Source organism: Corynebacterium sp. SCR221107 (assembly GCF_027886475.1).
GTDB lineage: Bacteria > Actinomycetota > Actinomycetes > Mycobacteriales > Mycobacteriaceae > Corynebacterium.
In genome coordinates this window covers 899,422-924,594 of record NZ_CP115670.1, presented here as the reverse complement: position 1 = coordinate 924,594, position 25,173 = coordinate 899,422, and the positions used below count along the sequence as shown (strand labels likewise).

17 protein-coding genes and 1 pseudogene are annotated in these 25,173 nt (G+C 60.2%); 10 read left to right on the top strand and 8 right to left on the bottom strand.

Features of this window, described 5'->3' with window-relative positions; genetic code table 11:
- Nucleotides 1-98: 98 nt before the first annotated feature.
- From PAB09_RS04195 to PAB09_RS04185, 3 genes are all read right to left on the bottom strand, one after another.
- The gene (locus tag PAB09_RS04195; RefSeq protein ID WP_271034800.1) at nt 99-977 is read right to left on the bottom strand and encodes a TrmH family RNA methyltransferase; all 879 of its coding nucleotides are present in this window, start codon (nt 975-977) and stop codon (nt 99-101) included.
- 238 nt (nt 978-1,215) lie between these two features.
- The gene (locus PAB09_RS04190) at nt 1,216-2,667 is read right to left on the bottom strand and encodes an NCS2 family permease (RefSeq protein WP_271034799.1); all 1,452 of its coding nucleotides are present in this window, start codon (nt 2,665-2,667) and stop codon (nt 1,216-1,218) included.
- Nucleotides 2,668-2,906: 239 nt separating this feature from the next.
- Nucleotides 2,907-3,623 (bottom strand): DUF3027 domain-containing protein, encoded by a 717-nt coding sequence (locus tag PAB09_RS04185; protein ID WP_271034798.1) that lies wholly within the window; start codon nt 3,621-3,623, stop codon nt 2,907-2,909.
- Between the two features lie 55 nt (nt 3,624-3,678).
- Between PAB09_RS04185 and PAB09_RS04180 the strand changes: the two genes are divergently transcribed.
- Both PAB09_RS04180 and PAB09_RS04175 read left to right on the top strand, forming a co-directional pair.
- The gene (locus PAB09_RS04180) at nt 3,679-4,620 is read left to right on the top strand and encodes a glutaminyl-peptide cyclotransferase (protein WP_271034797.1); all 942 of its coding nucleotides are present in this window, start codon (nt 3,679-3,681) and stop codon (nt 4,618-4,620) included.
- A 329-nt stretch (nt 4,621-4,949) separates the two neighbouring features.
- Nucleotides 4,950-5,471, top strand: a pseudogene (locus tag PAB09_RS04175) (DUF2771 domain-containing protein); the annotation flags it as partial.
- Nucleotides 5,472-5,773: 302 nt separating this feature from the next.
- Here PAB09_RS04175 and PAB09_RS04170 read toward each other — a convergent pair.
- Nucleotides 5,774-6,160 carry a cold-shock protein gene (locus PAB09_RS04170; protein ID WP_271034796.1) on the bottom strand — a complete coding sequence of 129 codons (387 nt, stop codon included), beginning with the start codon at nt 6,158-6,160 and terminating at the stop codon, nt 5,774-5,776.
- A gap of 908 nt (nt 6,161-7,068) precedes the next feature.
- On the opposite strand from PAB09_RS04170, the gene PAB09_RS04165 reads away from it, so the two are divergent.
- From PAB09_RS04165 to PAB09_RS04155, 3 genes are all read left to right on the top strand, one after another.
- Nucleotides 7,069-7,671 carry a resuscitation-promoting factor Rpf1 domain-containing protein gene (locus PAB09_RS04165; RefSeq protein ID WP_442873705.1) on the top strand — a complete coding sequence of 201 codons (603 nt, stop codon included), beginning with the start codon at nt 7,069-7,071 and terminating at the stop codon, nt 7,669-7,671.
- Between the two features lie 908 nt (nt 7,672-8,579).
- Complete coding sequence (locus tag PAB09_RS04160) at nt 8,580-8,822, top strand: DUF485 domain-containing protein (RefSeq protein WP_442873737.1); 243 nt, start codon at nt 8,580-8,582, stop codon at nt 8,820-8,822.
- Nucleotides 8,822-10,441 carry a solute symporter family protein gene (locus PAB09_RS04155; protein ID WP_271034793.1) on the top strand — a complete coding sequence of 540 codons (1,620 nt, stop codon included), beginning with the start codon at nt 8,822-8,824 and terminating at the stop codon, nt 10,439-10,441. The genes PAB09_RS04160 and PAB09_RS04155 overlap by 1 nt, the downstream gene beginning before the upstream one ends.
- A gap of 296 nt (nt 10,442-10,737) precedes the next feature.
- Here the strand turns inward: PAB09_RS04155 and PAB09_RS04150 are convergent, their stop codons facing one another.
- The gene (locus tag PAB09_RS04150; RefSeq protein ID WP_271034792.1) at nt 10,738-10,926 is read right to left on the bottom strand and encodes a hypothetical protein; all 189 of its coding nucleotides are present in this window, start codon (nt 10,924-10,926) and stop codon (nt 10,738-10,740) included.
- A 209-nt stretch (nt 10,927-11,135) separates the two neighbouring features.
- On the opposite strand from PAB09_RS04150, the gene PAB09_RS04145 reads away from it, so the two are divergent.
- Nucleotides 11,136-13,346, top strand: coding sequence for a helicase-associated domain-containing protein (locus tag PAB09_RS04145; protein ID WP_271034791.1), 2,211 nt, complete (start codon nt 11,136-11,138; stop codon nt 13,344-13,346).
- Nucleotides 13,347-13,431: 85 nt separating this feature from the next.
- The gene (locus PAB09_RS04140; protein WP_271034790.1) at nt 13,432-14,190 is read left to right on the top strand and encodes an IclR family transcriptional regulator; all 759 of its coding nucleotides are present in this window, start codon (nt 13,432-13,434) and stop codon (nt 14,188-14,190) included.
- A 388-nt stretch (nt 14,191-14,578) separates the two neighbouring features.
- On the opposite strand, the gene PAB09_RS04135 is transcribed toward PAB09_RS04140, so the two are convergent.
- The gene (locus tag PAB09_RS04135; RefSeq protein WP_271034789.1) at nt 14,579-18,412 is read right to left on the bottom strand and encodes a hydantoinase B/oxoprolinase family protein; all 3,834 of its coding nucleotides are present in this window, start codon (nt 18,410-18,412) and stop codon (nt 14,579-14,581) included.
- 442 nt (nt 18,413-18,854) lie between these two features.
- Between PAB09_RS04135 and PAB09_RS04130 the strand changes: the two genes are divergently transcribed.
- Nucleotides 18,855-19,586 carry an isochorismatase family protein gene (locus tag PAB09_RS04130; protein ID WP_271034788.1) on the top strand — a complete coding sequence of 244 codons (732 nt, stop codon included), beginning with the start codon at nt 18,855-18,857 and terminating at the stop codon, nt 19,584-19,586.
- Nucleotides 19,587-20,009: 423 nt separating this feature from the next.
- Here the strand turns inward: PAB09_RS04130 and solA are convergent, their stop codons facing one another.
- Nucleotides 20,010-21,200 carry an N-methyl-L-tryptophan oxidase gene (gene solA / locus PAB09_RS04125; RefSeq protein ID WP_271034787.1) on the bottom strand — a complete coding sequence of 397 codons (1,191 nt, stop codon included), beginning with the start codon at nt 21,198-21,200 and terminating at the stop codon, nt 20,010-20,012.
- A gap of 371 nt (nt 21,201-21,571) precedes the next feature.
- Here solA and PAB09_RS04120 point away from each other — a divergent pair, with 371 nt between their 5' ends.
- Together PAB09_RS04120 and PAB09_RS04115 are read left to right on the top strand one after the other, a co-directional pair.
- Nucleotides 21,572-23,269 (top strand): DNA repair helicase XPB, encoded by a 1,698-nt coding sequence (locus PAB09_RS04120; RefSeq protein WP_271034786.1) that lies wholly within the window; start codon nt 21,572-21,574, stop codon nt 23,267-23,269.
- Between the two features lie 165 nt (nt 23,270-23,434).
- Nucleotides 23,435-24,079: a DUF3239 domain-containing protein gene (locus tag PAB09_RS04115; RefSeq protein ID WP_271034785.1), complete on the top strand. Its 645-nt coding sequence runs from the start codon at nt 23,435-23,437 to the stop codon at nt 24,077-24,079.
- A gap of 110 nt (nt 24,080-24,189) precedes the next feature.
- Here the strand turns inward: PAB09_RS04115 and PAB09_RS04110 are convergent, their stop codons facing one another.
- Nucleotides 24,190-25,146, bottom strand: coding sequence for a hypothetical protein (locus PAB09_RS04110; protein WP_271034784.1), 957 nt, complete (start codon nt 25,144-25,146; stop codon nt 24,190-24,192).
- Between the last annotated feature and the right edge of the window lie 27 nt (nt 25,147-25,173).

Below are 25,173 nucleotides of genomic sequence, written 5' to 3'. Positions count from 1 at the left end.
GGCTCCGCGCCCGAAACACCGGCTGATGACTCGGCATCCGGTGGTGCTAGGTTCCAGCGAAGCGACAATCTCTACGACGACCTCGAAGAATACGAGGATTAGCCACCAAGGGTGTGCACTTGTTGCTCGCGCAGGCTGCGTTCGCGCTCATAGAAGGCGATCGCAGCCGCGGTTGCGAGGTTGAGCGAGTCGGTGCCCGGCGCCATCGGGATGCGGGCGCGTACATCGGTTGCGCGCATGGCGTGCTCGGTAAGACCGGGACCCTCAGCACCCACGAGAAGGGCGACCTTGTCGAAGGGGCGCCCGTCTTCTTCGACAAGCGCATCGGCAAGGTGAACCGCCGCCGCATCCGGGGTCAGCGATACCAGGCGGTAGCCGGCGTCGGCAAGCAGGGTAAGCCCGCGCTGCCACGTGGTGTACTTGCCATCAAAATGCGCGAAGGGCGTGCGCAGCACGTGCCCCATCGACACGCGCACGACACGGCGATACAGCGGGTCGGCGCAGCCATTGCCGAATAAGATCGCATCCACACCCATGCCGGCCGCGTTGCGGAACATCGAACCGATGTTTTCATGATCGCCCACTCCCTCGAGCACGGCGATGGTGCGTGCGCCGACGATGGCTTCCTCAATGGAAAGCGGAGCGGGCCGATCGGCCGAGGCCAGAAGCCCACGGTGCATATCAAAGCCCGCCGCCTGGGCCAATGTTGGCCGATCCACGGTGGCTACCTGAACACCTTTTTCCGCGATCAGCCCCTTGATCCCCGGCTGGCTGAGGAAGGACTCCAGCTTTGCCGGAAAGCCCACGATTCGGCGCACGGGAAAGCGCGACTCAAGAAGCCTTCCGCACACCAAGGGGCCTTCCGCGATGACCAGCCCCTTGCCGCCGGGGAGATCCGGGCGGGAGTCGGAGGAGTTGAGGTCACGGAAATCGTCGAGCCAGGGGTCATCGGCGGCAGTGATATGCGGGAAGTTCACTCAATCCACTGTAGGCACCGAAGCCACAACTGTCTAAATCCTGCGCGCACTACAAACCCAGGATCTCCTTTGTCCCCCTTTGCAAGGTGAACCCCAAGCATTTTCAAAGCCAAATCGGCTCTTATGCAAAAACGCCGGCGCGTCTTCTCCTCCGAGAAATGGATGGAGTAGATGCGCCGGCGTGGGGCCGTATCTTGCCGTCACCTGCACTGGGTGACCGTCAAGAAAAGGAATGTTCTTAGCCGAAGGCGTTCATGATCGGGTCGGCGGCGAAGTAGATCACGAACAAGGTCCCTAGGACCCACATGATCCAGTGGATCTCCTTGGCCTTGCCAGCGGCGACCTGCATGAGGACGTAGGCGATGAATCCCACGCCGATGCCGTTGGCAATCGAGTAGGTAAAGGGCATGACCACGATCGTGAGGAACGCGGGAAGCGCGATATCGAACTTGGAGAAGTCGATGTCGCGGATCTGGGAGATCATCAAGGCACCCACCACGACGAGGACTGGCGCCGCGGCCTCGACGGGGACGACCTCGTACAGCGGGGTCAAGAACATTGCGGCCAGGAACAACACGCCCGTGACGACGTTAGCCAGGCCGGTGCGGGCACCGTCGGCGATGCCGGCGGAGGAGTCGATGTAGACGGTATTGGAGGAAGAAGACGCAGCGCCACCGACGATGGCACCTGCACCCTCGACAACCAGGGCGGTCTTCATGTTCGGCAGGATGCCCTTCTCATCGGTCAGGCCCGCCTGCTTGCCCAGGGCGGTCATCGTTCCCATGGCGTCGAAGAAGTTGGCCAGTACCAAGGTGAACAGCAACAAGGTGGCAGACAGCGCGCCCACCCGGCTGAAGGCACCGAACAGGGAGATCTCGCCAACCAGCGAAAGGTCCGGGATGCCACCAAAGGAGTCAGGAACCGCAGGCACCGCGAGGTTCCAGCCGGTAGCCGGGTTATCAGCAGAAGAGCCGGCACCGGTGAGCGCCTCCACGATCATGGCGATGACGGTGGTGGCGACGATGCCGATGAACAGCCCGCCCTTGACCTGGCGTACGACCATGACGCCACAGATGATCAGGCCCACCACGAAGACGAAGGTGGGCCAGGAGCCGATGGAGCCGTTGATGCCCAGTGCGACTGGGACGGTGGTGTGTGCGGCATCGGGCACGCGGCGCACGAAGCCCGCGTCCACCAGGCCGATCATGGCGATGAACATGCCAATACCCACGCCCATCGCTGAGATCAGGGAGTGCGGGATAGCGTTGAACACGGCGGTGCGGAATCCGGAGACGGCCAGGATCACGATGATGACGCCGTCGAGGACCACGAGCCCCATCGCTTCTTCCCAGGTCAGTCCTTGCGTGGACACCATTGTCACGGCAACGAGGGTATTGATCCCCAGGCCGGTGGCGATACCGAAGGGGTAGCGGGCGATCAGCCCGAAGGCGATGGTCATGATGCCGGCGGCCAGCGCGGTGACAGCGGCGACCTGGGGGATGCCTAGGACTTTGCCGTTGATATCGGCGCCGGTGCCGAGGATGAGGGGGTTGAGGATGATGATGTAGGCCATTGCGAAGAACGTAACCACGCCGGCGCGGATTTCCGTGCCTACCGTGGAGCCGCGCTCCGAAATCTTGAAATATCTATCGAGCCCGCTGGTTGGGGCGTTCGTAGGCGCAGTCGCCATTTATTCTCCCGAATGAATGAGTCCCGTTATGAAAGCCGCTTTCATGCAAACATAAGAGCTTTCTTTTGTGCTTGGAAACGTTGCAGTTTCTGCACTTAGGTTCCCATTGTCTAGGTCATTCAATCAATTCCACGACAGGAGCAATTACCTATTTCACAAACTACCAATAATGCGACAGATATCTCTTTTGCGTTCCGGTTTCCTTTCCGCACCCTTGTGCTTTCCGACGCCTATGGCCACTACACGTCCACGGGCTTCTCGTCATCAAAGGCCGGTTCTTTGACAACCGGGGCCAGCTCCTCCCGGGGAGTATCGGAATGCGCGCCACAACCGTAGCTTTCGGCGACAACCTGCCCATCGGCGGCATACTCATTGACGCAGGCCCCGAACCCCTCTCCCAGGGGCTGGCCAAAGGGCACGAAGAAAGCACAGCTTCGGCAGTAATGGGCCGCATGGCTCGCGTAGTCGGAATTCGGCCCGAAGCTGCCATGCAGAATGCGGTCCTTGGCGGCATCAATGCCTGCAGCCGTGAGTTTGAGTGCCGTACCACGGTCGAGCACGGCCACGGATGCATCCTCGGTAAGCCGCGGGTCGTCCTTTGGTGGCGGCAGCACATCTTCAGGTCCCAGATCGCCGGGGAGCACCCTTTCCTGATAAGGAACCCATCGGGGTGCCTTGAGCGCTTTGCCACCGGGAACCAGCGCCAGCTCGCTGACGGTCACGTAGCGCGTGCCCGCAGCGCAAGCGAGCACCGCATTCCATTCCCACCCCTTATAGCCTGGCACGTTGGCGGCGAACCGGTGGGTTGCAGCGTTGGGCCCTAGGCTTTTTACCCCGAGGTGGCGGCCGACCTCGCCTTCGTCGAGTTCTTCCAGCGCGGCGCGAGCAACGGCGATCGCACGCGCTCCGAACAGTGGGTTGCGGTCGGTTGTTTTCGAATTTCGTCTGCTGGACACTCCCCTATTATTGCCCATCGCCTTTGCGCTTCCGCTTTAGGGCAAGATGGAATTTATGAATGCCCACCTCCTCGCTCACAGCTACCCCGCCCGCGCCACCATCGCGGTGACTCTCACCGCGACCCTCGGTCTCTTGCTGTCAGGCTGCGACACCGGCGTCTCGAGCAATTCCGGCACCGGTAGTGTTTCCTCCGATTCTTTGGTCACCGACTCTTTTGTCCCCGACCCGAATTCCTCTGCTTTCGCTGCGCGGGATTCGAAGGCCCCCGAGCACCTTAGGGTGGAGATCCTCAACACCTACCCCTTCGACACCACGAGCTTTACCCAAGGATTGGAGGTCGACGCCGACGGCACAAGCCTGCTGGTAGCCACCGGCAAGCGGGGCGAGTCCCGCATTTACCGCACCACGTTGGATGGCCAGGAGTCCGATTCCCATGACATCGACCCACAATTTTTCGGCGAGGGTATCACCCGCACGCTGGATAACACTACCGTGTGGCAGTTGACCTGGCAGGAAGGCGTTGCCATCAAGCGCGATGCCAGCACTTTGGAAGAAATCGGCACCACCACCTACGAGGGTGAAGGCTGGGGTTTGTGCGCCTTCCAAGATGCCCTCTACTTCTCTGACGGCACCTCTACGCTGCGCATACTCGATCCCGCCACCTTCGCGCAGCGCGGAACCGTCAGTGTCACTTCCCAAGGCCACCCCGTCGAGGACTTAAACGAACTAGAGTGCGTTCCGGCCTCCGAGAGCCCCACTGGGCAGGATACGGTGTATGCCAATCGCTTCCTGACCACCGACATCGTGCGCATCGATGCCGCAACCGGCACCGTCACCGGCGTTATCGATGCTTCGACACTGCCGAATAACGCGACTCCAGACCCCAATCACGTCCTCAACGGCATTGCCCATATCCCAGGTCGCACCGACCTCTTCTATCTCACTGGCAAGCGCTGGCCAGACCTCTACGAGGTGCGCATCTCCCCCGCAGGATAGCCACCTCGGGATGAGCAGGGCGCAAGCAACAAAAGGCAGAAACAACCGAGGCGCCCCGCCACCTCCAACGCGCTGACCCAAGGAAACGGCCTCGACGTGCGGCGCTGGCAACGTCGGCAAGCACCCGGCCTGTAGCGTTGCAAGGTCGATGCAAGCGAGGCTACAGAGTGCTCAGCACAGGCATGCTCGGTCAAGGCATGTAGCGATTGGGCGCACTGTAACTCGCATACAACCGCACGCCGACTGCCTTGGCAAACAAGCTTGCCGATAGGCCAATTATGCACCGCCGTTCATGGCTCCAGGCACCGGACACAGTAGGATAACCGACTATGGTGAGCCGGAAAACAAAGCGTAAGAACCTCAAGCAATTCTTGGCCTTGCTCGTTGCGGTGGCGGTGGTCGTCGGTGCCAGCGTGGCGTATCAGACATGGTGGAAAAACCGTCCTGGCAAGCAGCCAGAAGAGGTGAAGGTAACCGCCACTGTGGGCGACAACAGCCAAGAGATCTCCCCTTATGCTATTTGCGAAATGGGCGTTGAATGCCCTGAAGGTGATGTCGCGTCCATCGACGTCGGGGAAGATGACACCCTCACCATCGAGGTGCCCAAAGACATCGCCGACCACGACTGGACGCTGCTTAAAATCTACGATGACCCGGCGGCTAATGATCAGCTCTATTACAAGGGCAACGAGGCCACCAGCATCGAAGTGCCCGGCTCCGTGGATCCCACATCCGATGACTCCACTACCCGCCCGCGCTTGGTAGTCGTGGAGGTCAATTCGGTTCTCATCGGCCTCGACGACAACGGTGAGGAAACTCCCTACTCCGTAACCTGGTCAATCAGCACCGAATACGCAAAGACCGCCGATCTTTCCGCCGAGGTGGATGCGACTGAAGAACAGGCCGAATCGGAGGCAGCCAAAGCCGCCGAGGCTGGTGCCTCTGCTAGCGAATCGGAAACGGCATCGGAGTCGATGCAGCAGACACCAGTAACCAGCGCTCAGGCAACCCCCTAGGAAGGCCTGTGGGCCAGTGGGCCTGAAGACACAGCGCGCACACGCAAGCCGCCGCCTTTGCCCACGTGTGGATGTGGACAAAGACGGCGGCTTCGTTGTGTTTCGGCCAATTCGCGTGACCGACGGTTGATGGGACGCTAGGCGTCGAGCTCGTTGGCTACGGCGCGCAGGATCTCGGCGATCTGGTGGCCTTCCTTGCGCTCAGGGTAGTGGCCGTTGAGCAGCCCGGGCTGGACTCTGGTCTCTAGCAAGGTTGCCAGATCGGAGATCATCGAATGCAGCTCTTCTGGCTTGTACTTATGAATGATCTTGCGTGGCTTTGGTGGCTCGAGGAGCTTGACCCGCAGGGCCTGCGGTCCGCGGCGACCTGCAACGAAATCGAATTCGATGCGCTGGCCGGGGTGCAGTTCCGTAACCCCCTTGGGCAGGACCTGCTTGCCGACGTAGCAGTCCTCATCCCCCGGATTCGAGACGAACCCAAATCCACGCTCCGCATCAAACCACTTCACTTTTCCGATGGGCACGTGTACGTCCTTTCTTCTCGTCGTTGCCGAAATGAACCAGCTTTCGAAGGTTCACTGTCATTAATACAGTTAGAGTGTTCGCTATTTTCGTATCTTCGTTCACCGCCACTTAACACCTAGGCATGAGAATTTCATCCCAATTGCCCTTAGGATGCGTGCGAGCTATCTCGAGCCTTAACACCTAGCCAAGGTTGTCACGTACCGCAACGGCAGCAAAGACCACCGCCGTAAAACGACCTCCAGCCTCAGCTCAGAGAGGGGGAGGAAAAGTGCGCGCGAAAGCGTCCGTCTTCCCCCCTAAGGCTTTCGCCTTGGCCAATACATGCTGGATGCCCCGGATTCCCGCCGAGGCATTCAAGCAGATCATCCATATACGCTGAAGACTCGAATTAGTCCGCGACCCCGACGGGAGCCAGCTAAGTCTGAAATGCTACGAACACGAAAGGTCTCATTTTACAACACTTCCACATTTTGTCTACCGCAGAGTTTTTTACGTCCGGATTCATGTTTGGCAACCAAATCGTCGCACCTAGACGCCACTTTTGCCACAGCAGTAACAGCTCAGGAAAATTTCAGGAAAAATTTTTTAGCATAAATGACCTGCCGTTTTCATAACTTCGCGGTGAATATAACAAAAAGATTACGATCCGAAACGTGACATAAACGTTATAAACCGTTACGCTTTGACACTAAGCATCGTCCGCCGTTCCAGTCGAACGCTTCGCCGGTCCCCTGTCTGAGCGTGACTGCGACGGACACATGATGCACCTGAGTACTTACCGTTCGAGATGAATCTTGGCGTTGCGCAAGGATCCATCAACTACCTAAAACTCACTTTCACAGACAGGGGCCTTCCGTTCTTGCGGCGGCGGTTTTCCGCCCCACAGTCCGGTCGCCCAAGGCGAGAAATGAGAGGAAACTTTCACATGGCACGTCAGGCACACACTTTCACCAAGTTCGCCGCATCGACCATCGCTCTCGGTACCGCGACCGCTCTTCTGGCACCCGCAGCTAACGCTGCCCCGGATTCCGACTGGGATCGCCTCGCTCAGTGCGAGTCTGGTGGCAACTGGGCAATCAACACCGGCAACGGCTTCCACGGCGGCCTTCAGTTTAGCCCTTCCACTTGGAATGCCTACGGTGGTCAGCAATATGCTGTCTACGCTTACGGGGCCACCCGCGAGCAGCAGATCGCTGTGGCCGAAAAGGTTCTGGCTGGCCAGGGCTGGGGCGCATGGCCGTCCTGCTCGGCGAAGCTGGGCCTGAATTCCGCCGCCACCCCGCGTGATATTGTCGCTGCCGCTCCTGTAGCCGTCCAGCAGATCGTTGAATCCTCCGGCAATAGCTCTGCACTCGCCTCTGACGCCGTCTACAACGCCATTCGCGAGCGCCTGGCCGCTATCGGCCTGAGCGTTCCCGCTCAGCTCGACGCCTTCTACCACGCACATCGCGAGAACTTCAACGCGTTCTACACCGCAAACCGCCAGGCTATCGACTCGATCCTCGGCTAGTATTTGCTCTCCCAGCTTTCAAGCGGGCCCATTCCCCACCCCAGGGAATGCGGCCCGCTTTTGCTTCGCACCGCCCATCTCAACCTGCCATCGGCAGGTCATGCGCGCCACCATCATTCATACATAGCTCGACAGGTACCTCCATCCAGGCGACACGCATAAATCTCAATGCAACGCAGCTGGCAGCTTGTCATCGATCGCCCCCAGCCGATGGTCTTCGATCGCGCCAACGCGTCCGAGAGGCAAGAAAGAGAAAGTGGCCGGCCGATCTGTAGACCTTCGTTTCACGCCCTTAAGTAACGAACACAAAGTACGGCGCAGACTCACCCCAACCCGACTTATCCAGCCTAACCATCCCACACATTCACCCCCCCGCATAGGGGTATCCTATTTTCTCGACCACCGACACAATCTTCACAAATCTATGCGCGAAGCCCTTTACAGTCATGCGCATTTGCAAACACTTAACCTGCAGAAACAACACAAATTCCCACAACGGACGGCCGCCCTCTTTCGCGAATAATTCCAAAACTTTGCAAGTTTGCCAATGGTCAGTTGCAAACTTTTTTCGCCCCCTTAGCTGGAAAGTTATGACAGAGGCCACTTAGTAGTGTGTAATAACCCACATCACCAAAATTGAGTGATGCAGTTCGCAGGATGCATTAAGGCGTGTCCCCTCACCCAAAGGCAGGACCACGCGGTGGCTCATCGGCCGCCATCATTAGACCAAACTCAATTTCCCGAAATCTAAGCTTCACACGCGAACACACGACTACCGAAAGGCAGCCATGTCCCAGAAAGAAAGCGTCAAGCACGCTCCTACCCCAGAAGAATTCCTCGCGATGAGCGAATCGAAGGAATTCGGCAACCTACGACGTACCTTCCGCGGATTCGCATTCCCGGTCACCATCGGCTTTTTGGCCTGGTACCTCTTCTACATCGTCACCGCGACCTTCGCGGTCGACTTTGTCGAGACCCGCGTCTACGGCGCGATTAACGTCGGCATGGTCCTAGGCCTTGCCCAGTTCGCAACCGCCGGACTGATCACGTGGGCTTATGTCCACTTCGCTGACACCAAGATCGACCCAGCCACCGAGGCTATCCGCGCCGAGATGGAAAACCCGAACCGCACTCCGGAGGTGACCCACTAATGAACGCCGCATTGCTCGCGCAGGAAAAGGTTGACACGGGCAACCCGATCCTCAACATCGCTATCTTCGTCTTATTCATCGTGGCAACACTGACCATCGTCGTGCGCGCCACCCGCCAGACCTCCCAGAAGGGCTCCGACTTCTACACCGGTGGCGCCTCCTTCTCCGGCTGGCAAAACGGCCTCGCCATCTCCGGCGACTACCTGTCCGCCGCGGCCTTCCTCGGTGTCACCGGCGCCATCGCGGTCTCCGGCTACGACGGCTTCCTCTACTCGGTGGGCTTCCTCATCGCCTTGCTGGTTGCCCTCGTGCTCGTCGCGGAGCCGCTGCGCAACACCGGCCGCTTCACGATGGCCGACGTGCTCTCCTTCCGCCTCAACCAGCGCCCAGTGCGCACCGCTGCAGCTATCTCGACGCTGACCATCTCCCTGTTCTACCTCATCGCTCAGATGGCTGGCGCCGGTGGCCTCGTTGCCCTGCTGCTGGGCATTGAGGGCAAGGCCACCCAGAACATCGTCGTTGCTATCGTCGGCGTGCTGATGATCGTTTACGTTTTGCTCGGTGGTATGAAGGGCACCACCTACGTCCAGATGATCAAGGCCGTCCTGCTCGTGGGTGGTTCCATCGTCATCGCCCTGCTGACCTTCTTCTACCTCAAGGGTGGGTTCAACGCCGTGCTCGAGGCTGCTGTTGCCAACCACCCGAAGGGTGACGCCATCTTGGGCCCTGGCCTGAAGTACGGCAAGAGCACACTGACCAAGCTTGACTTCATCTCCCTCGGCATGGCACTCGTGCTCGGTACCTCCGGTTTGCCGCACGTTCTGATGCGCTTCTACACCGTTCCGACCGCCCGCGAGGCTCGTCGCTCCGTGACCTGGACTATCGGCATCGTGGCGTTGTTCTTCTTGCTCACCGTCGTCATGGGCTACGGCGCAGCCGCCATCGTCGGCCCGGAGACCATCGCCGCTGCCCCAGGTGGCGTGAACTCCGCCGTGCTCCTGCTGGCCGCTGAGGTTGGTGGCTCCGTCTTCATGGCCGTGATCTCCGCCATCGCCTTCGCCACCATCCTCGCCGTGGTCGCCGGCCTTGCTATCACCGCATCCGCCTCTGTTGCCCACGACCTCTACAACTCGGTCCTGCGCAATGGTGAGGCCACCGAGGAGGAGCAGGTTCGCGTCTCCCGCATCACCGTGGTTGTCATCGGCATCCTGGCTATCGTCTTGGGCATTGGCGCCATGGGCCAGAACATCGCCTTCCTCGTGGCGCTGGCATTCGGTATCGCCGCGGCCGCTAACCTTCCGACCATCCTGTACTCCCTGTACTGGAAGCGCTTCAACACCACCGGCGCCCTGTTCTCCATCTACGGTGGTCTGTTAACCTCGATCGTTCTCATCGCCTTCTCCCCGGCCGTCTCCGGCGCTGAGACTGCGATGTTCCCGAACGCCGACTTCGCTTGGTTCCCGCTGACTAACCCATCGATCATCGCCATCCCGGCCGGCTTCCTCCTGGGTATCATCGGCACCCTCGTCGGCAAGCCAGACAACCTGCCGCTGAAGGCAGCCGAGATGGAAGTTCGCTCCCTGACCGGCGTCGGCGTGGAAAAGGCTGTCGAGCACTAATCCCGCACGAGGAAAGCGTTTTACCCCCTCATCTAGCTGCATCCCGCTAAGGTGAGCTCAAGTCCCAGACACATCATGTCTGGGACTTGTTGCTTGTCAAGGCCAAGGCGCGGGGTGAAATCCATCGGTTGTGGTTACCCAGCCCCCAAACCAAAGCTCTTGAGCCGTGGTGATTGAAGGGCACAAAACCTTCACAGGCCCAGCATCCATCAACGTGGACGCCGGGCCTGCGAAGGTTTCGAAATGGAAAGTGCGCACCCGCCGGCGGGTGGCCTGGCGGGATCAACGAGTAGGAACTACTTGTTGATGCGGGTGTACGGGTGCACGTAGCCAAGCTCCTCGGCGGGAACCGGGAACTCAACATCGCCGTAAGGGCTGTTGGCGCCAGCAATCTTGGCAATCAATTCGGTGACGGCGTGGCCATCGCCAGGAACGTGGGCCGGCCAGCCCGGATCAACATAACCTTGTTTCTCGATGTTCGACATAAGCCCCATTCTTTCATTTCTCGGCAGCAAAAGTCATCTGAATTACAACTAATATTAGGCGCATCATGACAAACGCCCTCACTCCACAGACGCGCAACGAACTTTTCCGATCGTGGCTTGCCGGTTTAGACGATGCCGGGCTGGGAAGTGTACTTTCACATCGCTGGGATACACTCCTTCCAACACCACCCGGAATTAGCTCCCTAGCTGTGCGTTTACTGCTTCGCGGCTCCTTGGCTGAGGCCATAAAACACATCAACGCCTTAGAACTGGCAATTATCGAGATTATTGCAGGTTCCGGGGGTGGCTTAGAACCATTGGATTCCCCCGAGATTCTTCGTCAACTCAGGCGCATCGCCAAAGATCAGGGCTACCGCACCGCCGGGCTCAAGGGTTTGGTTGATTCCGCCCTGATCCACCTTCGCGAGTTGGCTTTGGTGTTTCCGGTTCCTACCCATAACTCCCCCATTGTCGCTACTTCCTCGTCCGCGGACACTGCAGTAACGGCATCAGGTTGGTTGCTTGCCGACGACCTCACGGCCGTCATTCCCCAGGGGCTGCATGTCCTCCCCGACGAGCCTTTCATCAGCGCCGAGCAGGCCCGCGAGCTCGTTGAAAACCTCGACGAGCACTCCCGCCGGATCATTGACACGCTCCTGCGCTCTGGCGGTCATGGCATCACGAAGGATGCCTCACCGACGGCCGATCCGAACCGGCCGATCCCGAAGCTCATTGCAAGCGGCGTGCTCGTCCGCGTCAGCGAAAACGCGGTCCGGCTCCCCAGCGGGATCAAGGACGCCTTGTCGGGGCGCGAGTCCATCGTGATTCCATTGCTGCCGCCGGATCCTACGGTCGAGGATCCCGCCTCCCCTCACACACACGAAACCGCGGCGGGAACCGGCCTGGAAATGATCCGTTTGCTGCGCAGCCTGATCGAGCGCTTGGAGCACCAGCCCGTCGCCCTGCTCAAAGACCGTGTGGTGGGGGTTCGCGCCATGAGCTCACTTGCAGGCGAGTTGGGTTGTTCCGAGCCAACCCTGGCACGGCTCATCTCGCTTGCGATGGCGGCGGGACTGGTAGGCACGGGTGTTCCCGATCCGCTCCCCGACGCCGACGATCTGGGCGACTACTTGTGCTCAACCACGCTGGTCGACGATTGGACCGCGGCGCCTTTACACATCCAATGGGCCTGGGTCTTACACCACTGGGTAGCTCGAGCGACCATGCGCAGCTGGCTGATCGGCCAGCCAGACGAGAAGGGAAAGCCACTGCACCTGCTGCACCCGGCCACCTTCAGCGATGGGTTTCCCAAGGTTCGCCAGCTTCTGCTGGGGCAGCTTGCCCAGGGCGGAGCCGTCACCGCAGCTGAATTACGTGAGCGTGTAAATTACGCGGCTCCTGTGCAGGCCTCCAAGTTGGCCTTGCTCACCTTTGAAAACGTTCTCGAAGAGGCCGTGTTTGTCGGCGCCGTGGAGCAAGTAGCTGATAGGGTCCACGCGACCTCGATCCTTTCCGAAAGCCTGACCTCCGCTGCGCATTGGGGCACCGAACCAAGCGCGGATCTCCAGGAGCTTGCCCACCGGCTGACCCCACCTACCACGAAGCAACTCATCATCCAGGCAGACCACACCGTCCTTGCCCCCGGTCCGGTTCCCCGCGATATGCAGGTCGTGCTGGGCGCATCCGCCGAGGTAGAATCGGCAGGTTTGGCGAGCGTTTTTAGGATCACGCAAGACTCCGTTGCACGCGCCTTTGATGCTGGTTATACCGAGCAGGAGCTCATTGATTTCTACACCAGCCACGTGCCGGGTGAGCTTCCCGATACCGTCAGCTACCTGATCACCGATGCTGCGCGCAAGCATGGCAACCTGCGCGGTGGCCCGGCCTTAAGCTATATACGCTGCGAAGACCAGGCGCTGCTGGCTCAGGCGTGCGCGACAAAGGCCGCAAAGGCCGTGGCACTGCGCTGCATTGCACCCACGGTTGCGATTGCCCAGGCGCCACTGGGAAAGGTCATCGAGCTGCTGCGCGAGGAGGGATTCCACCCCAGCGCGGAAGACGCCACCGGGGCAAGCATCGATGTTCGCCCGCCGGCCTCGCGGGTCAAATATAAGGAGCCTGCCGCCTCACCCGCTCCTTTCGATCCCACGAGGATTAACACGGCCATTGCCGCTATCCGGCGCGCCGACGGCACCGGTTCGGCGCCGCATTCCTCGCACGATTACCGCAGCTTTTTCCTCGCCGCCATCCGCAAGCGACAATCCGCGCGAGTTAGTTTCATCGATAACGAGGGCACCACACACAAGGTGCGGGTGACGCCGATTGCGGTCACTGGCGGGCAGGTTTCGGCAGCTGATCTGGCCACGGGTGTCCCGGTGGTTTTCCAGCTTGAGAATGTCATTTCCGCGACGATCATCTAGCCGTTATTCGCGTCGGGCTTTCACCTGCCCGGCAAAGGCTATGATGAGGTGCTAGAACTGGACTTTTATGCAGGCGGTGACACACATGACCAACCCGGATGTTTCTTCAAAAAAGCAAAGCATTTCGGCACTATCCAATGGCATCGACATTCTTGAACGCCTCGCCGCCTCCGGTTCTCCTCTGGGCGTCACCCAGCTTGCTGAGGCCAGTGGCCTGCACAAGTCGACGGTCTCGCGTATCCTCGCCACGTTGGAGGAGCATTCCTTAGTGCAGCAAGACGATCAGACTCGCAAGTACCAACTTGGCGTGGGACTGGCGTCTTTGGCCGGTCCCATGCTCGCCAATCTGGATCTTCGCCGGGTTGGCGGCGCCATCATGAAAGAGGTCACCGGATCGACGTTGGAGTCCACCGCGCTGGTGACCTTCACGGGGATTGACGGGGTGGTTATCGAGCATTCGGCCTCGCCGAAGCTGGTCAAGCACATCACCCCCATCGGTACGCGTATTAATCGACAGCACGCGGCCTCCATGCAGGTCTTTGCCGCTTTTTCCGCGCCTGTGGAACGCGCCGCGTTTTATCCCGATTACATGATCAGCCGCGCCGAGGTAGACGCCATGTGCGAGCGGGTATTAGGTCAAGGCTTTGCCATCAACGATGGCGATACCGACCCCGAAGAGTGGTCGGTTGCAGCCCCCATCTTCGATCACCGCGGGCAACTCGTGGGCGCTGCACTCATTTCAGTTCCGCGCGCCCGCATCACCGATTTCGCCGCCCGCGACCTACCAGGCCGAGTTGTCAATGCCGCTGCGGAAATTTCGCGCCGCCTCGGCTACCAGGGGTAGGTCGAATAATTCCCTTTTGCAGGTGCCGGTGAAGGCAGCCGCAAGGCGAGCTGTTATTTTCCCCAGCCTCGACATCCCTACGTTGGGGCCGTGCATTCGTGGGACATAGTCGCATTTCCCAAAGCGGTGTCGTCTTAAGACATCGTTTAATGGCGCGTTGCTGGTTTGTTGCGTGGCCATGTTTTTCTCACCGCTGCGTTGTGGTTCTTGCTTGCTTGCCGACGTCGACCGGCTTGCCCGTGCCCGCTGCCTGCGAACACGTTATTGAAGCACATTCGTACGGGACCAGGCGATCCTCGGTAAGCCCGAGCGAATGGAACAGGGTTCGGGGAGTTTAAGCCTCCCCGAACCCTGTTCGTATCCCGCCTGAGTGCGCGGTGCGCCCGTGCTAGACCATAGCCAGTGCGTGGCGTGCGGCTGCCGTGGCGGTTTCGTCGACTACGTAGCCGTCGATGCCATCGGAAATGAGCACAACCTTGTAGATCTCGCTCGCCTGCTCCAAGGAGGTGAACCCATCCATGACGTCGTCGCACACCTTCTGCGGGTCCCGCTTGACTGGGTCGCCGTAGCCGCCGCCGGAAGGTACGGTGATCTGCAAGCTATCGCCTGCCTTGAGCTTGGCGGCTGTTACCTTCGACGGCCAGTACTCGGCCTCCGGCGTACCCGGGTTTTGCACGATGGAGGCGTTCAAACCCTCGTGGCCACCGAAGATTCCCCAGGGGCGGTCACCATCGTGACGGTCGGCCTCACAGGTGACATCGGTATCGGTGAGGAACTTCGCGCAACGAACAATGCCCACGCCGCCACGGAACTCACCCGGCGCGGCCGGGTCATCGCGTAGCTCGTATCGCTCGGTGAGCATGGGGAAGCGCCACTCCAGCTCCTCGATCGGGTTGTTTCGAGTGTTGTCAATGAGGTTTGCCACCGAATCGGGCCCATCCGAGGTGGGGCGGCCACCGTAGGCACCCTCGTCGCATTCGAGGTAGACCCAATACTCTCCGGCCTTCTCATCCCAACCGGAGTAGGACATGAAGTGCAGATGAGCGGAGTTACCGGCCGTAATCTGCCCGGGTAGCACTGGGGCCAGCGCCTTGAGTGCCAGGTCGACTGCGCGCTGAACCTGGTTGAAGCGAGCGAAGGTTGCAGCGGGATACGTCGGGTTGAAGATCGTTCCTTCAGGCGCGATGACGTGGACCGGGCGCAGCATGCCTTCGTTTTGCGGGACATGGGCCTCGCTGGTTGCCTCGTCGAGGAAGATCATGCGGGTGATGAAGGAAAACGCCGAGACCGTGGTGCCTTCGAAGGCGCAGTTGTAGGCGGTGGGCACCTGCGGCGAGGAGCCGGTGAGGTCGAAGGTGATGTCATCGCCTTCGATGATGACCTTGACTTCGATCGGCAGCTTCTTGCCAATGTCGCGTCCGTCGTCGTCAAGCCAGCCGGTGTCGGTGGTGTAGACACCGTCGGGGACGGCGGCGATGCGGGCACGCATCATGCGCTCGGAGTAGTTGAGCCACTGCGTGCAGGAGTCCTCGACAGCCTCACGTCCGTAGGTGTCAATGATTTCGAGGAAGCGTCGGCTTGCCAGGCGGCATGCGGCGATCATGGCCTCGAGGTCACCGGCGTTTTGCTTCGGGGTGCGGGTATTAGAAAGGATGTGTTTGACAAGCGCATCCTGTCGCTTGCCCGCATCCACGATCTTGAGCGCGCGGAAGATCTGTCCTTCTGCCTGAGCATCTTGGATATCGACCATGAGTCCGGCGTGCGCGCCGCCGATATCGAGCAACTGGCCGGAGGCACCGGCCCACGCCACCAGTTCGCCCTCGTGGAAGATCGGGGTGACAATCGCGACGTCCGGGGAGTGGGTGGCGCCGTTGTAGGGGTCGTTGTGCATGATGACGTCGCCTTCGTGGATATCGCCATCCAGCAGGCGGATCACGCCCTTGACGATCTTTGGCATCGACCCCATAAACATCGGTGTCGTGTCCGACTCGGCTAGGGTGTTGCCCTGGGCATCGAAGATGCCTGCGCCCAGGTCTTCGGATTCGCGGATGATGGAGCTATAGGCCATGCGCAGCATGACGGATGCCATCTCCTTGGCGGTGGAGTTGATTGCCCCGCCGATAACACGCATGAGGATCGGGGCGGCCAATTCGTCGGTGTGCTCCTGTTCGGACACGGGGACCTCGATCACGAGGTTGCCGTCGGCACGCACGTCAACAACGAAGGCTGGTGGGACCACAGTGGTCGTGTCGTACTGCTCGATGATGGCTGGGCCGACGATGCTCGCGCCGACGGGCAGCTTGTCGCGATCGTAGAACGGGGTGGGCATAGTCTCCCCGCCGAAGACGACGTCGGCGGTGGTAATGAGCGCATCCTCGATGCTGCCAGCGTGGTCGATGGCCGTGTTGGGCAACTGTGGGCACGGCAGCGAACCGCGAACGCGGATGTTGACCAGCTCGATGGTGTCGGTCTCGTAGCGGTGACCATAGGTACGCTCGTGTGCCTGATGGAAAGCCTCGATGAAAGCGGGCAGACTACCGTCGGCAAGCACGCCGGCAGGAACCTCGAAGCGAACCTCGTAGCCTTGCCCCTCGTAGCGGCAGTCGGCGAGGCGGATGAGCGTTGCCGCATCGGCCGTGGTTGCCAGATCCTGCAGCGCCTTGGCTTCGAGTTCGCGGAACTTGCTTTCAACCTCCGCTGGCGGCGTGGTCCCGGACAAAACGTGGCGCTCGGTGGCGACCTCCTCGACGATGCGGTCGGTTGCCAATAGGCCGGTCGCTGCGACAATACCCGGATGGGCGGGAACCACGACGTGCGGAATGTTGAGCTCGGCCGCCAGCTCACAGGAAAACAGCGGGCCTGCACCACCTGCGGCCACGAGGGCGAAATCGCGTGGGTCGTAGCCGCGAGAGGTGGAGTTGCGCTCGATAGCCTGAGCCATGTCAAAGCGCTGAAGCTGGAGGGCGCCCTCGGCGGCCTCGATGACGGTCATGTCCAGGGAGCGCGCCAGAGGCTCGAAAGCGGCCTTGGAGAGGTTGGCATCCAAGGCCCAGTCGCCGGAGGCGAGTCCACGCTCGGGACGCAGGCGTCCAAGAATGGCCTGGGCGTCGGTGGAGGTTGGTTCGGTGCCGCCGTGTCCATAGCAAGCAGGGCCAGGGCGCGCGCCAGCCGATTGCGGGCCAACGCGGAACACGCCACCATCGTCTTTGTAGGCGATCGAGCCGCCGCCGGCACCGATGGTGTCTACGTCAACCATGGGCACCATCGCCTGATAGTCACCGATCTTCGTGTCAAGGAGATGCTTCATCTTGAGTTGGCCGTCGACGGCCACGCCGATATCGGCAGAGGTGCCGCCGATATCGAGGGTGATCACGTTGTTGAAACCGGAGTGTTTGGCCGACCAAATGCCACCGATTAGACCGCCGACTGGACCTGACATCATCAAAGAAACGGGGTGCTTGGCGGCGTCCTTGATCGGGGTCATGCCACCAGAGGACTGCATGAGTTGAATCTCATGTCTAAAGCCCAGCGCCTTGACGACCTCGCGCAGGCGAGAAAGGTAGCGGCCCACGGACGGCCCCACGAAAGCGTTGAGCGCGGTCGTGGAAAATCGCTCGTACTCGCGATAGAGCGGAATAACCTCAGAAGATACCGAGAGGAAGACGTCCGGTGCTTCCTCCTTCACGATGCGGGCGACGATCTGCTCGTGGATCGGGTTGAGATAGGAGTGCAGCAAACATACCGCGATAGCCTCTACCCCGCGCTTGACTAAGGTGCGGACTTTTTCCCGGACTTCGTCCTCATCGATTGCGATGACAATTTCGCCGTTGGGGGCGGTGATGCGTTCTTTCACTGTCAGGCGATCGCGGCGCTTGACCAGTGGGCGCGATTGCCAGGGAAGCTCTTGCTGAAGAGAGAAGTTCAGAGGCTTCTTGTGGCGCGCGATGTGCAAGATGTCGCGGAACCCTTCCGTGGTGATGAGACCAACGTGCGCGCCGCGACCAGTGAGCGCGATGTTGGTGGCCACTGTGGTTCCATGCACGATCTCGTCGACGTCTGCAACCTCGATGCCAGCCTTCTTGGTGATCGCAACGAGACCATTGACCACAGCCTTGCCTGGGTCGTCCGGGGTGGAAGGGACCTTCTCCACTGTGACGACGCCGTCCTGATCGAGGTAGACGTCGGTAAAGGTTCCGCCAACATCAATTCCAATACGCTTCATGTGCTCTCACACCTTCCCAGGTAGTGCCAAAATCTGTATCGCTCTTAGGTCGTTTGAGCCCATATAAGGTTCGAGCGCCCTGTGGCGTTCCACGTACGTGGTTGTTGCAAATAACTCGACATAGCTCCTCAATGCGAGCTACCGCCATAATACCTACTTCTCTATAGAAATCTATCTTTGGATTCATCTTTTTCGCTATTAACCTGCGTATTAGAATTTCTATAGGAAAATCAAAATTATGAAAATAATGCTTGCACAAGTTTCTCTATGCGGTCTATCGTTGCTATCAGCGCAACACCAGACCGGTAGAGGCGCCGAACACAACTCGGGGACGTTGCACCCCGCCTTCCCTTGCCCACCAAGGGAAGGAAGCTTATGGCGAAGCCACCACGGCGGACCCTTTATCAACGAAAAATCCAGTCAAGGTAGAAGGAGCGCCATCATGGCAGAGAAGTCACTTGCAGAACTCAACGACCTCCTCGTCGAGGCATTTGAGGCCAACACTGCTGAGTACAAGAAGCGTGGTTTCCAGCGTCGCGTCGGCTACGGCACCCGTCCGGCCGTCATCCACATCGACATGGCGAACGCTTGGACCCGCCCAGATCACGTATTTTCCTGCGAGAACATGGACACCATCATCCCGGCCTGCCAGAAGCTCAACGACGCCGCCCGCGCCAAGGGAATTCCGGTTATTTACACGACCACGGCCTATGAGGTCACCGATCCCGCCAAGCCAAACGACATGGGCCTGTGGGTTCACAAGATCCCGCTGGATACCCTGGCCATCGGCTCCGAGGACGCGGAGATCGACTCCCGCATTGCGCCACAGGAAGGTGAGATCGTCATCACCAAGAAGCGCGCCTCCGGCTTCGCCGGCACCAACCTCGCACAAATTCTCACCGCTTTGCATGTTGATACCGTCATCATTACCGGCGTGACCGCCGCTGGCTGCGTACGCCACTCCGTCGAAGATGCCGTCGCCTTGGGCTTCCGCCCGATTATTGCCAAGGAGGCTGTCGGCGACCGCGTTGCGGGCGTTGTCGCCTGGAACCTGTTTGACATGGACGCCAAGTTCGGCGACGTGGAAGCCACCGACGACATCGTCGCTTACCTCAACTCCCTGCCTCCTTTCGAGGAGCAGAAGCCAACTTTTAAGGACTCCATCACCGCCTAACCCACCTCCTGCTCTCATTCCACTGCTTTTCTCCTGGCAAAGCCCTCCGCCCTCCGCCCCACCCCTTGGTGTCGGAGGGCTTTGCTCTGTTTTCTTCCCATTCCCTTGCCGTGAACCCCAACCCCCATTGCACGCGCAGGCTTTGAGCGTCTGCCTGCGATATCAGCAGGATCACTCAAGCTCCTGCCCCACGATGCCCGGCTTTCACGCCTTCCCGGCCTCTTCCTCCCCCAACCCGCGTGCCCGGCCTCTCCTCAATGACGCCCGTTACCCCCGGCCAAGCTCATCCTGGAACAACCACTAGCCACGAAAATTGGATGCCAACCCGCCGGGAGCCTGCTCGACCCTTGGCCCCCACGACGCACGAGGCCGCCGACCAAGTTGAACCCGGTCGGCGGCTTCTGTTGCCCACAGCTGGTGATATTAGCCTTGCACAACCAAGGCCTTGACTTCGTCGAAGCGCAAGGGGTCAAACAGCGGGACGCCACAGGTCTGAGCGCCGGTGAGGACCATATTCGAGAGCAGCTCGCCCACGACCGGCACGAATTTGAAGCCGTGCCCGGAAAAACCACAGGCGAAAACTATGTCCCGGTTTTCCGGCCGCGGGTCGCGACCGATAACGAAGTGCTCGTCGGGGGTGGTGGTGTACATGCACGCGCGCGCATTAATCGGGGCGCCTTCGCCCAATTGGGGCAGGGTGATCGACAGACGCTTCTGCAAAGTCGCCAGCTCCTCATCGGTAACAACTCGATCAAGGTTATCAGGGTCGGAGGGACGCCCGGCACGGAAGAAGGCCACCTTGCCACCGCCATCCGGGCCATCGATAGCCGGGAAGCCGTAAATCTGCTCGAAGTTCTCGGTTTCATGGATATAGACCGGACCGTTGGCAAAGTCCGCGTAGGCCTCCCCCACGTCAAACCAGTGCATGACCTGACGCTCAACCACCATCGGGATCTTTAGCTCCGCGAGTAGCTTTGTCGCCCACGCGCCGGCTGTCACCACGGCGGTCTTTGCCTGGTAACACCCGGAGTCGGTGGCCACCTCGACGCCACCTTCGGGCAGCGCCTTCAGCCCAATGACCTTCTCCCCCTCATGAATTTCGGCACCATTTTCGCGAGCACGCTTGACTTGGGTTGCCACGGTTTCTTCGGGGATCACATAGCCGGCATTGGATTCATAGACAGCCTTGTCAGTCGGCGCCGGGCTCAGATGCGGGAAGCGCGCTGTGATTTCCTCGGCGTTGAGAATTTCATGAGGCAGGTGGTGCAGCTCGGAGGCCGCCTTCGAACCCGCAAAGGTCACGCTGTCCTCCGGTCCGAAGTAGATGCCTCCGGTGCGAAAGAACAGGCCATCGCCGCCACCGTGGCGGTGATAGGCGTCGAGGTCGTCATAAAGCTCATAGGCCCGCTTCAGAAGCGGCACATAGTCGGGGTGCTCGAAGTAGGACTGACGGATGATCCGCGATCCGCCGTGGCTCGATCCCTGATCGTGGGCGATGGAAAACTGCTCAATTCCGATGACCTTCTTACCGGCCATCGCGAGCCTATCCGCAGCGGCTGAACCCATTGCACCGACACCGATGATGATGACATCGGCCTGCGCCAATTCTGCCATGTCGGACCCTCCTTGAAAATGCATGTCTCGTACCGTAATGAGCCTCGTTATAAGGCCCTTACCATCCTAAAGCTTTTTCTATAGCTCTATAGGTTTTTATTCTTGTGGCCCACTCCTTTTGGCCTCCCACATGCGAAATCTTGGTCACAGGCGCAGTGGTTTTTGCCTTAGCGCACACAGGTGGCGCACCGATACCGCCGCAGGCCTCATCGGCGCGGCATGTGGGTGGGGAGTTTTTCCTCCACGCTGGCTGTCATTGGGTGCGACGGCGGCACATGACGCGGCTGGGCGCCTATGCTGCAAGACGTCTGGGATCATGCAAACGCAGGTATTACAATGGTTGTTTTCGCATCGCGTTAGGAAGTCTTTGTATGTCAGAATTCGGTGGGCCGCTTATCGTACAGTCCGACAAGACTGTCCTTTTGGAGACCGACCATCCGCTCGCCAACGAGGCCCGCGCCGCGCTGGCACCTTTTGCCGAGCTCGAGCGCGCCCCGGAGCACGTCCACACCTACCGCATTACCCCGCTGGCACTGTGGAATGCGCGCGCGGCCGGCCACGACGCCGAACAGGTCGTCGACGTGCTCGAGCGTTACTCGCGTTTTCCGGTTCCGCAGGCATTGCTTATCGACGTCGCCGAGACCATGTCCCGTTACGGCCGCGTGCGCTTGCACAAGCACCCAGCTCACGGGCTGATTCTGGAATCCCGCGAGCCCGCCATCCTGGCTGAATTAGTCCGGCACAAAAAGATCGCCCCCATGTTCGGCCCACAAATCGATGCCGAGACCCTCGTGGTTCACCCATCTGAGCGCGGAAGGCTCAAGCAGGAGCTGCTGAAGATCGGTTGGCCCGCCGAGGATCTCGCCGGCTACGTCGACGGCGAAGCCCACCCTATCGAGTTGTCCACCGCGCACGAGGACTGGTCATTGCGCGACTACCAGGAGTACGCCGCGGAGTCTTTTTGGGAGGGCGGTTCCGGCGTGGTGGTCTTGCCCTGCGGTTCGGGAAAGACGATGGTGGGTGCGGCCGCGATGGCCAAGGCGAAGGCGACCACCCTCATACTGGTCACCAACACCGTGGCCGGACGCCAGTGGCGCGACGAGCTACTCAAGCGCACGAGCCTGACTGAACAGGAGATAGGCGAGTACTCCGGGGAAAAGAAGGAAATCCGACCCGTCACCATCGCCACCTACCAGGTTGTTACCCGCAAGACGAAGGGCGAGTACCGCGCCTTAGAGCTTTTCGATTCCCGCGACTGGGGACTCATTATTTACGACGAGGTTCACCTCTTGCCTGCGCCGGTGTTTAGCCTGACCTCCGGATTGCAGTCCCGCCGGCGCCTGGGGCTTACCGCAACGCTCGTTCGCGAGGACGGCCGCGAGGGCGACGTGTTCTCGCTCATCGGACCGAAACGCTACGACGCACCGTGGAAGGAGCTGGAGGCACAAGGCTACATTGCGACCGCCGAGTGCGTGGAAGTGCGCACCGTCATGACGGAGCTTGAGCGCATGGACTACGCCACCGCGGCCGCCAAGGATCGGTATCGAATCGCCGCCAGTTCGCGCTCGAAGTGGCAACCGCTCCAGCGCATCCTTGATCACCATGCCGGCCAGCCCACGCTGGTCATCGGCGCCTACATTGATCAGCTCGAAAGAATCGGCCAGGAACTGGGCGTGCCCGTCGTTGATGGGAAGACCTCCAACGCCAAGCGGGAAAAGCTTTTCGAGTCCTTCCGTACAGGCGAAATCACAACCCTGGTGGTATCCAAGGTGGCAAACTTCTCCATCGACCTCCCGGAGGCTGCCGTGGCGGTGCAGGTCTCCGGCACCTTCGGATCACGCCAAGAAGAAGCCCAGCGATTGGGCCGTTTATTGCGCCCCAAGGCCGACGGGAACGAGGCCTTCTTCTACACCATCGTCAGCCGCGACAGCCTCGATTCTGAGTACGCCGCCCACCGCCAGCGTTTCTTGGCTGAACAAGGTTACGCCTACCGCATCGTCGACGCCGATGACTTAGCCCCCTCCTTGCCCACCATCACCGGGCAAGCGAGCAACAGCCAGCAACGATGAGCAAACCCGACGGCCCTATCACTTATACTTAGGTATTTGAAGTAGCTAGGACGTAAGCCAGGACGGACCGCGCATGAAACCCTGCTACGGTGCTATGCGCGGCCACCTCATGGACATGCATAAGCCTCTTAACCGCCACGATCTGCAGGAAGCACGAATCACGCCATGCCAGTTTTTTCCTTTAACGTCGATGAAGCGTACGCGAAGAAGAACAACGAGCTGCTCAAGGACACCCGGCGCCTGCAAGCCTCTGCTGCCCTCTTCGGCCTCGTGCAGCTGGCGATCGGCTTCAGCATCTTTTTGTACGTCGGCCGCGATACCCTCGGTTGGATCGTGCTCGCCGTGTTCGCCTTGATGTCGTTGGTCAGCTTCGCCATGATCGCGATCATCCCCAAGCAGGTCGGGTCTGCCACTTCCTTGTATGCCAAGTACGATCTGGCACCCGCGATGATCGCGCAGGTAGACCCCCACGGCCTCAAGCTGTTGGCCTTGGTCAACCTCAATATCGACCCCGCGCAGCCGCCGCGCTATGGGCTAGCGATGCGCTCTATCACCAAGCTGGATGGCCACAAGCGTGAGATTGGCGAGCGAGTTCCTGCAGTTGCGGTCTCCGGGCGCCGCTCCTCCCACTCGCAGGCCACCTGGGATGAGATCTCGCCCATGCCGATTGCTTGGGCGACGCAGGATGCCCAGACCATCGCACGCGCGGAAAAGGAGATTCCGGCGACGCTGTGGTCCACGCTGGAAAGCAACCTCGATCGGCTGGCCGATGTTCGCGCCACCCGCTTTAACCTTTTGGAGCTGGATTAACGATCGCAAGCGGCCAAGCCTGCCTTATTGATTCCCCATAAGCGAGCTTGCCCAATAAACCCCTTTCACCGATCGTAAAGCTTTATTTCTTCGCCTCCCCTTTGCACCGCCTAGGCTTCGTGCAGAGGGGTTATTAATTCCCATCCGGTCTCGTGAGCGAGCAACCGCGCGCCGAAGTGGCTGTTGACAGCGATGATCGCGCTGTTGTCGTCGGCAAGCGTGGTACCCACCCGGCGGACACCGCCATCGATCTCACGAAGCCTGCGCCATAAACCTGCCTTCGTCGCGGTGGCTAGGCCGCGCCCGCGCCACGGCGGCGCAACCACGGTGAGATCTTGGGCGACCATTTCCCTACTGGCACCCGGGTCGTGGCTAAGGCTCGACATCGCGATGAGCCGGCGATGAGCGTGATCATTGCCCGCCGAGCCCGTGCTTGCAGGATCGTCGGGACCTTCGACCACCGCTGTCATAATGAAGCTGCCGCGTCGTTGCTCACGGGCGGCAATGGCTTGCAGGCGCTGCGGCGTCCACGGTTGCGGATCGTTGGTGAGGCTGCCGTGCGGGACATCGCGGTCGGCGATATCTAACAGACGGCACAAATCCTCAACCATGTCCGCAGGTGGCATCGCACCGGTGAAATACCGCAACCTACATCCCTCGGGCAACGGATATGCCTGTTCCTTGTCGAGCGCCCCGTCAAGGTCTACCGCATACACCCCTGCCCGGTAGGCCAACCGGTAGCCAAGCTCACGAAGGAGGCTAGCCTTCGGGTCACGCTCGGAATCGACGCTGAGCAATCCGGTCTGGATAATGGTGCGGCCATGGACGCGGGCTACTTCTTCGCCCAACCGAACCAATTTCTCCATCACGAGGCGCGCGGTGGTATCGAGCGGCTGCCCGGGCAGAGGTGCTATGCCTGCATCGAAGGTGATCGCTACCTCAGCGAGCAATGGATTGTTCACGTTGGGCACGGTGACGAGAACAAAGCCGAGGTAATCGAAGTTGCGCTCATCGCCAAGCACCGGCACCTCGAAAACGTCTAACCCACCTAGCTGTGTTATGTCCATGGGGTTTTTGGACACGGAGTCCAAAGA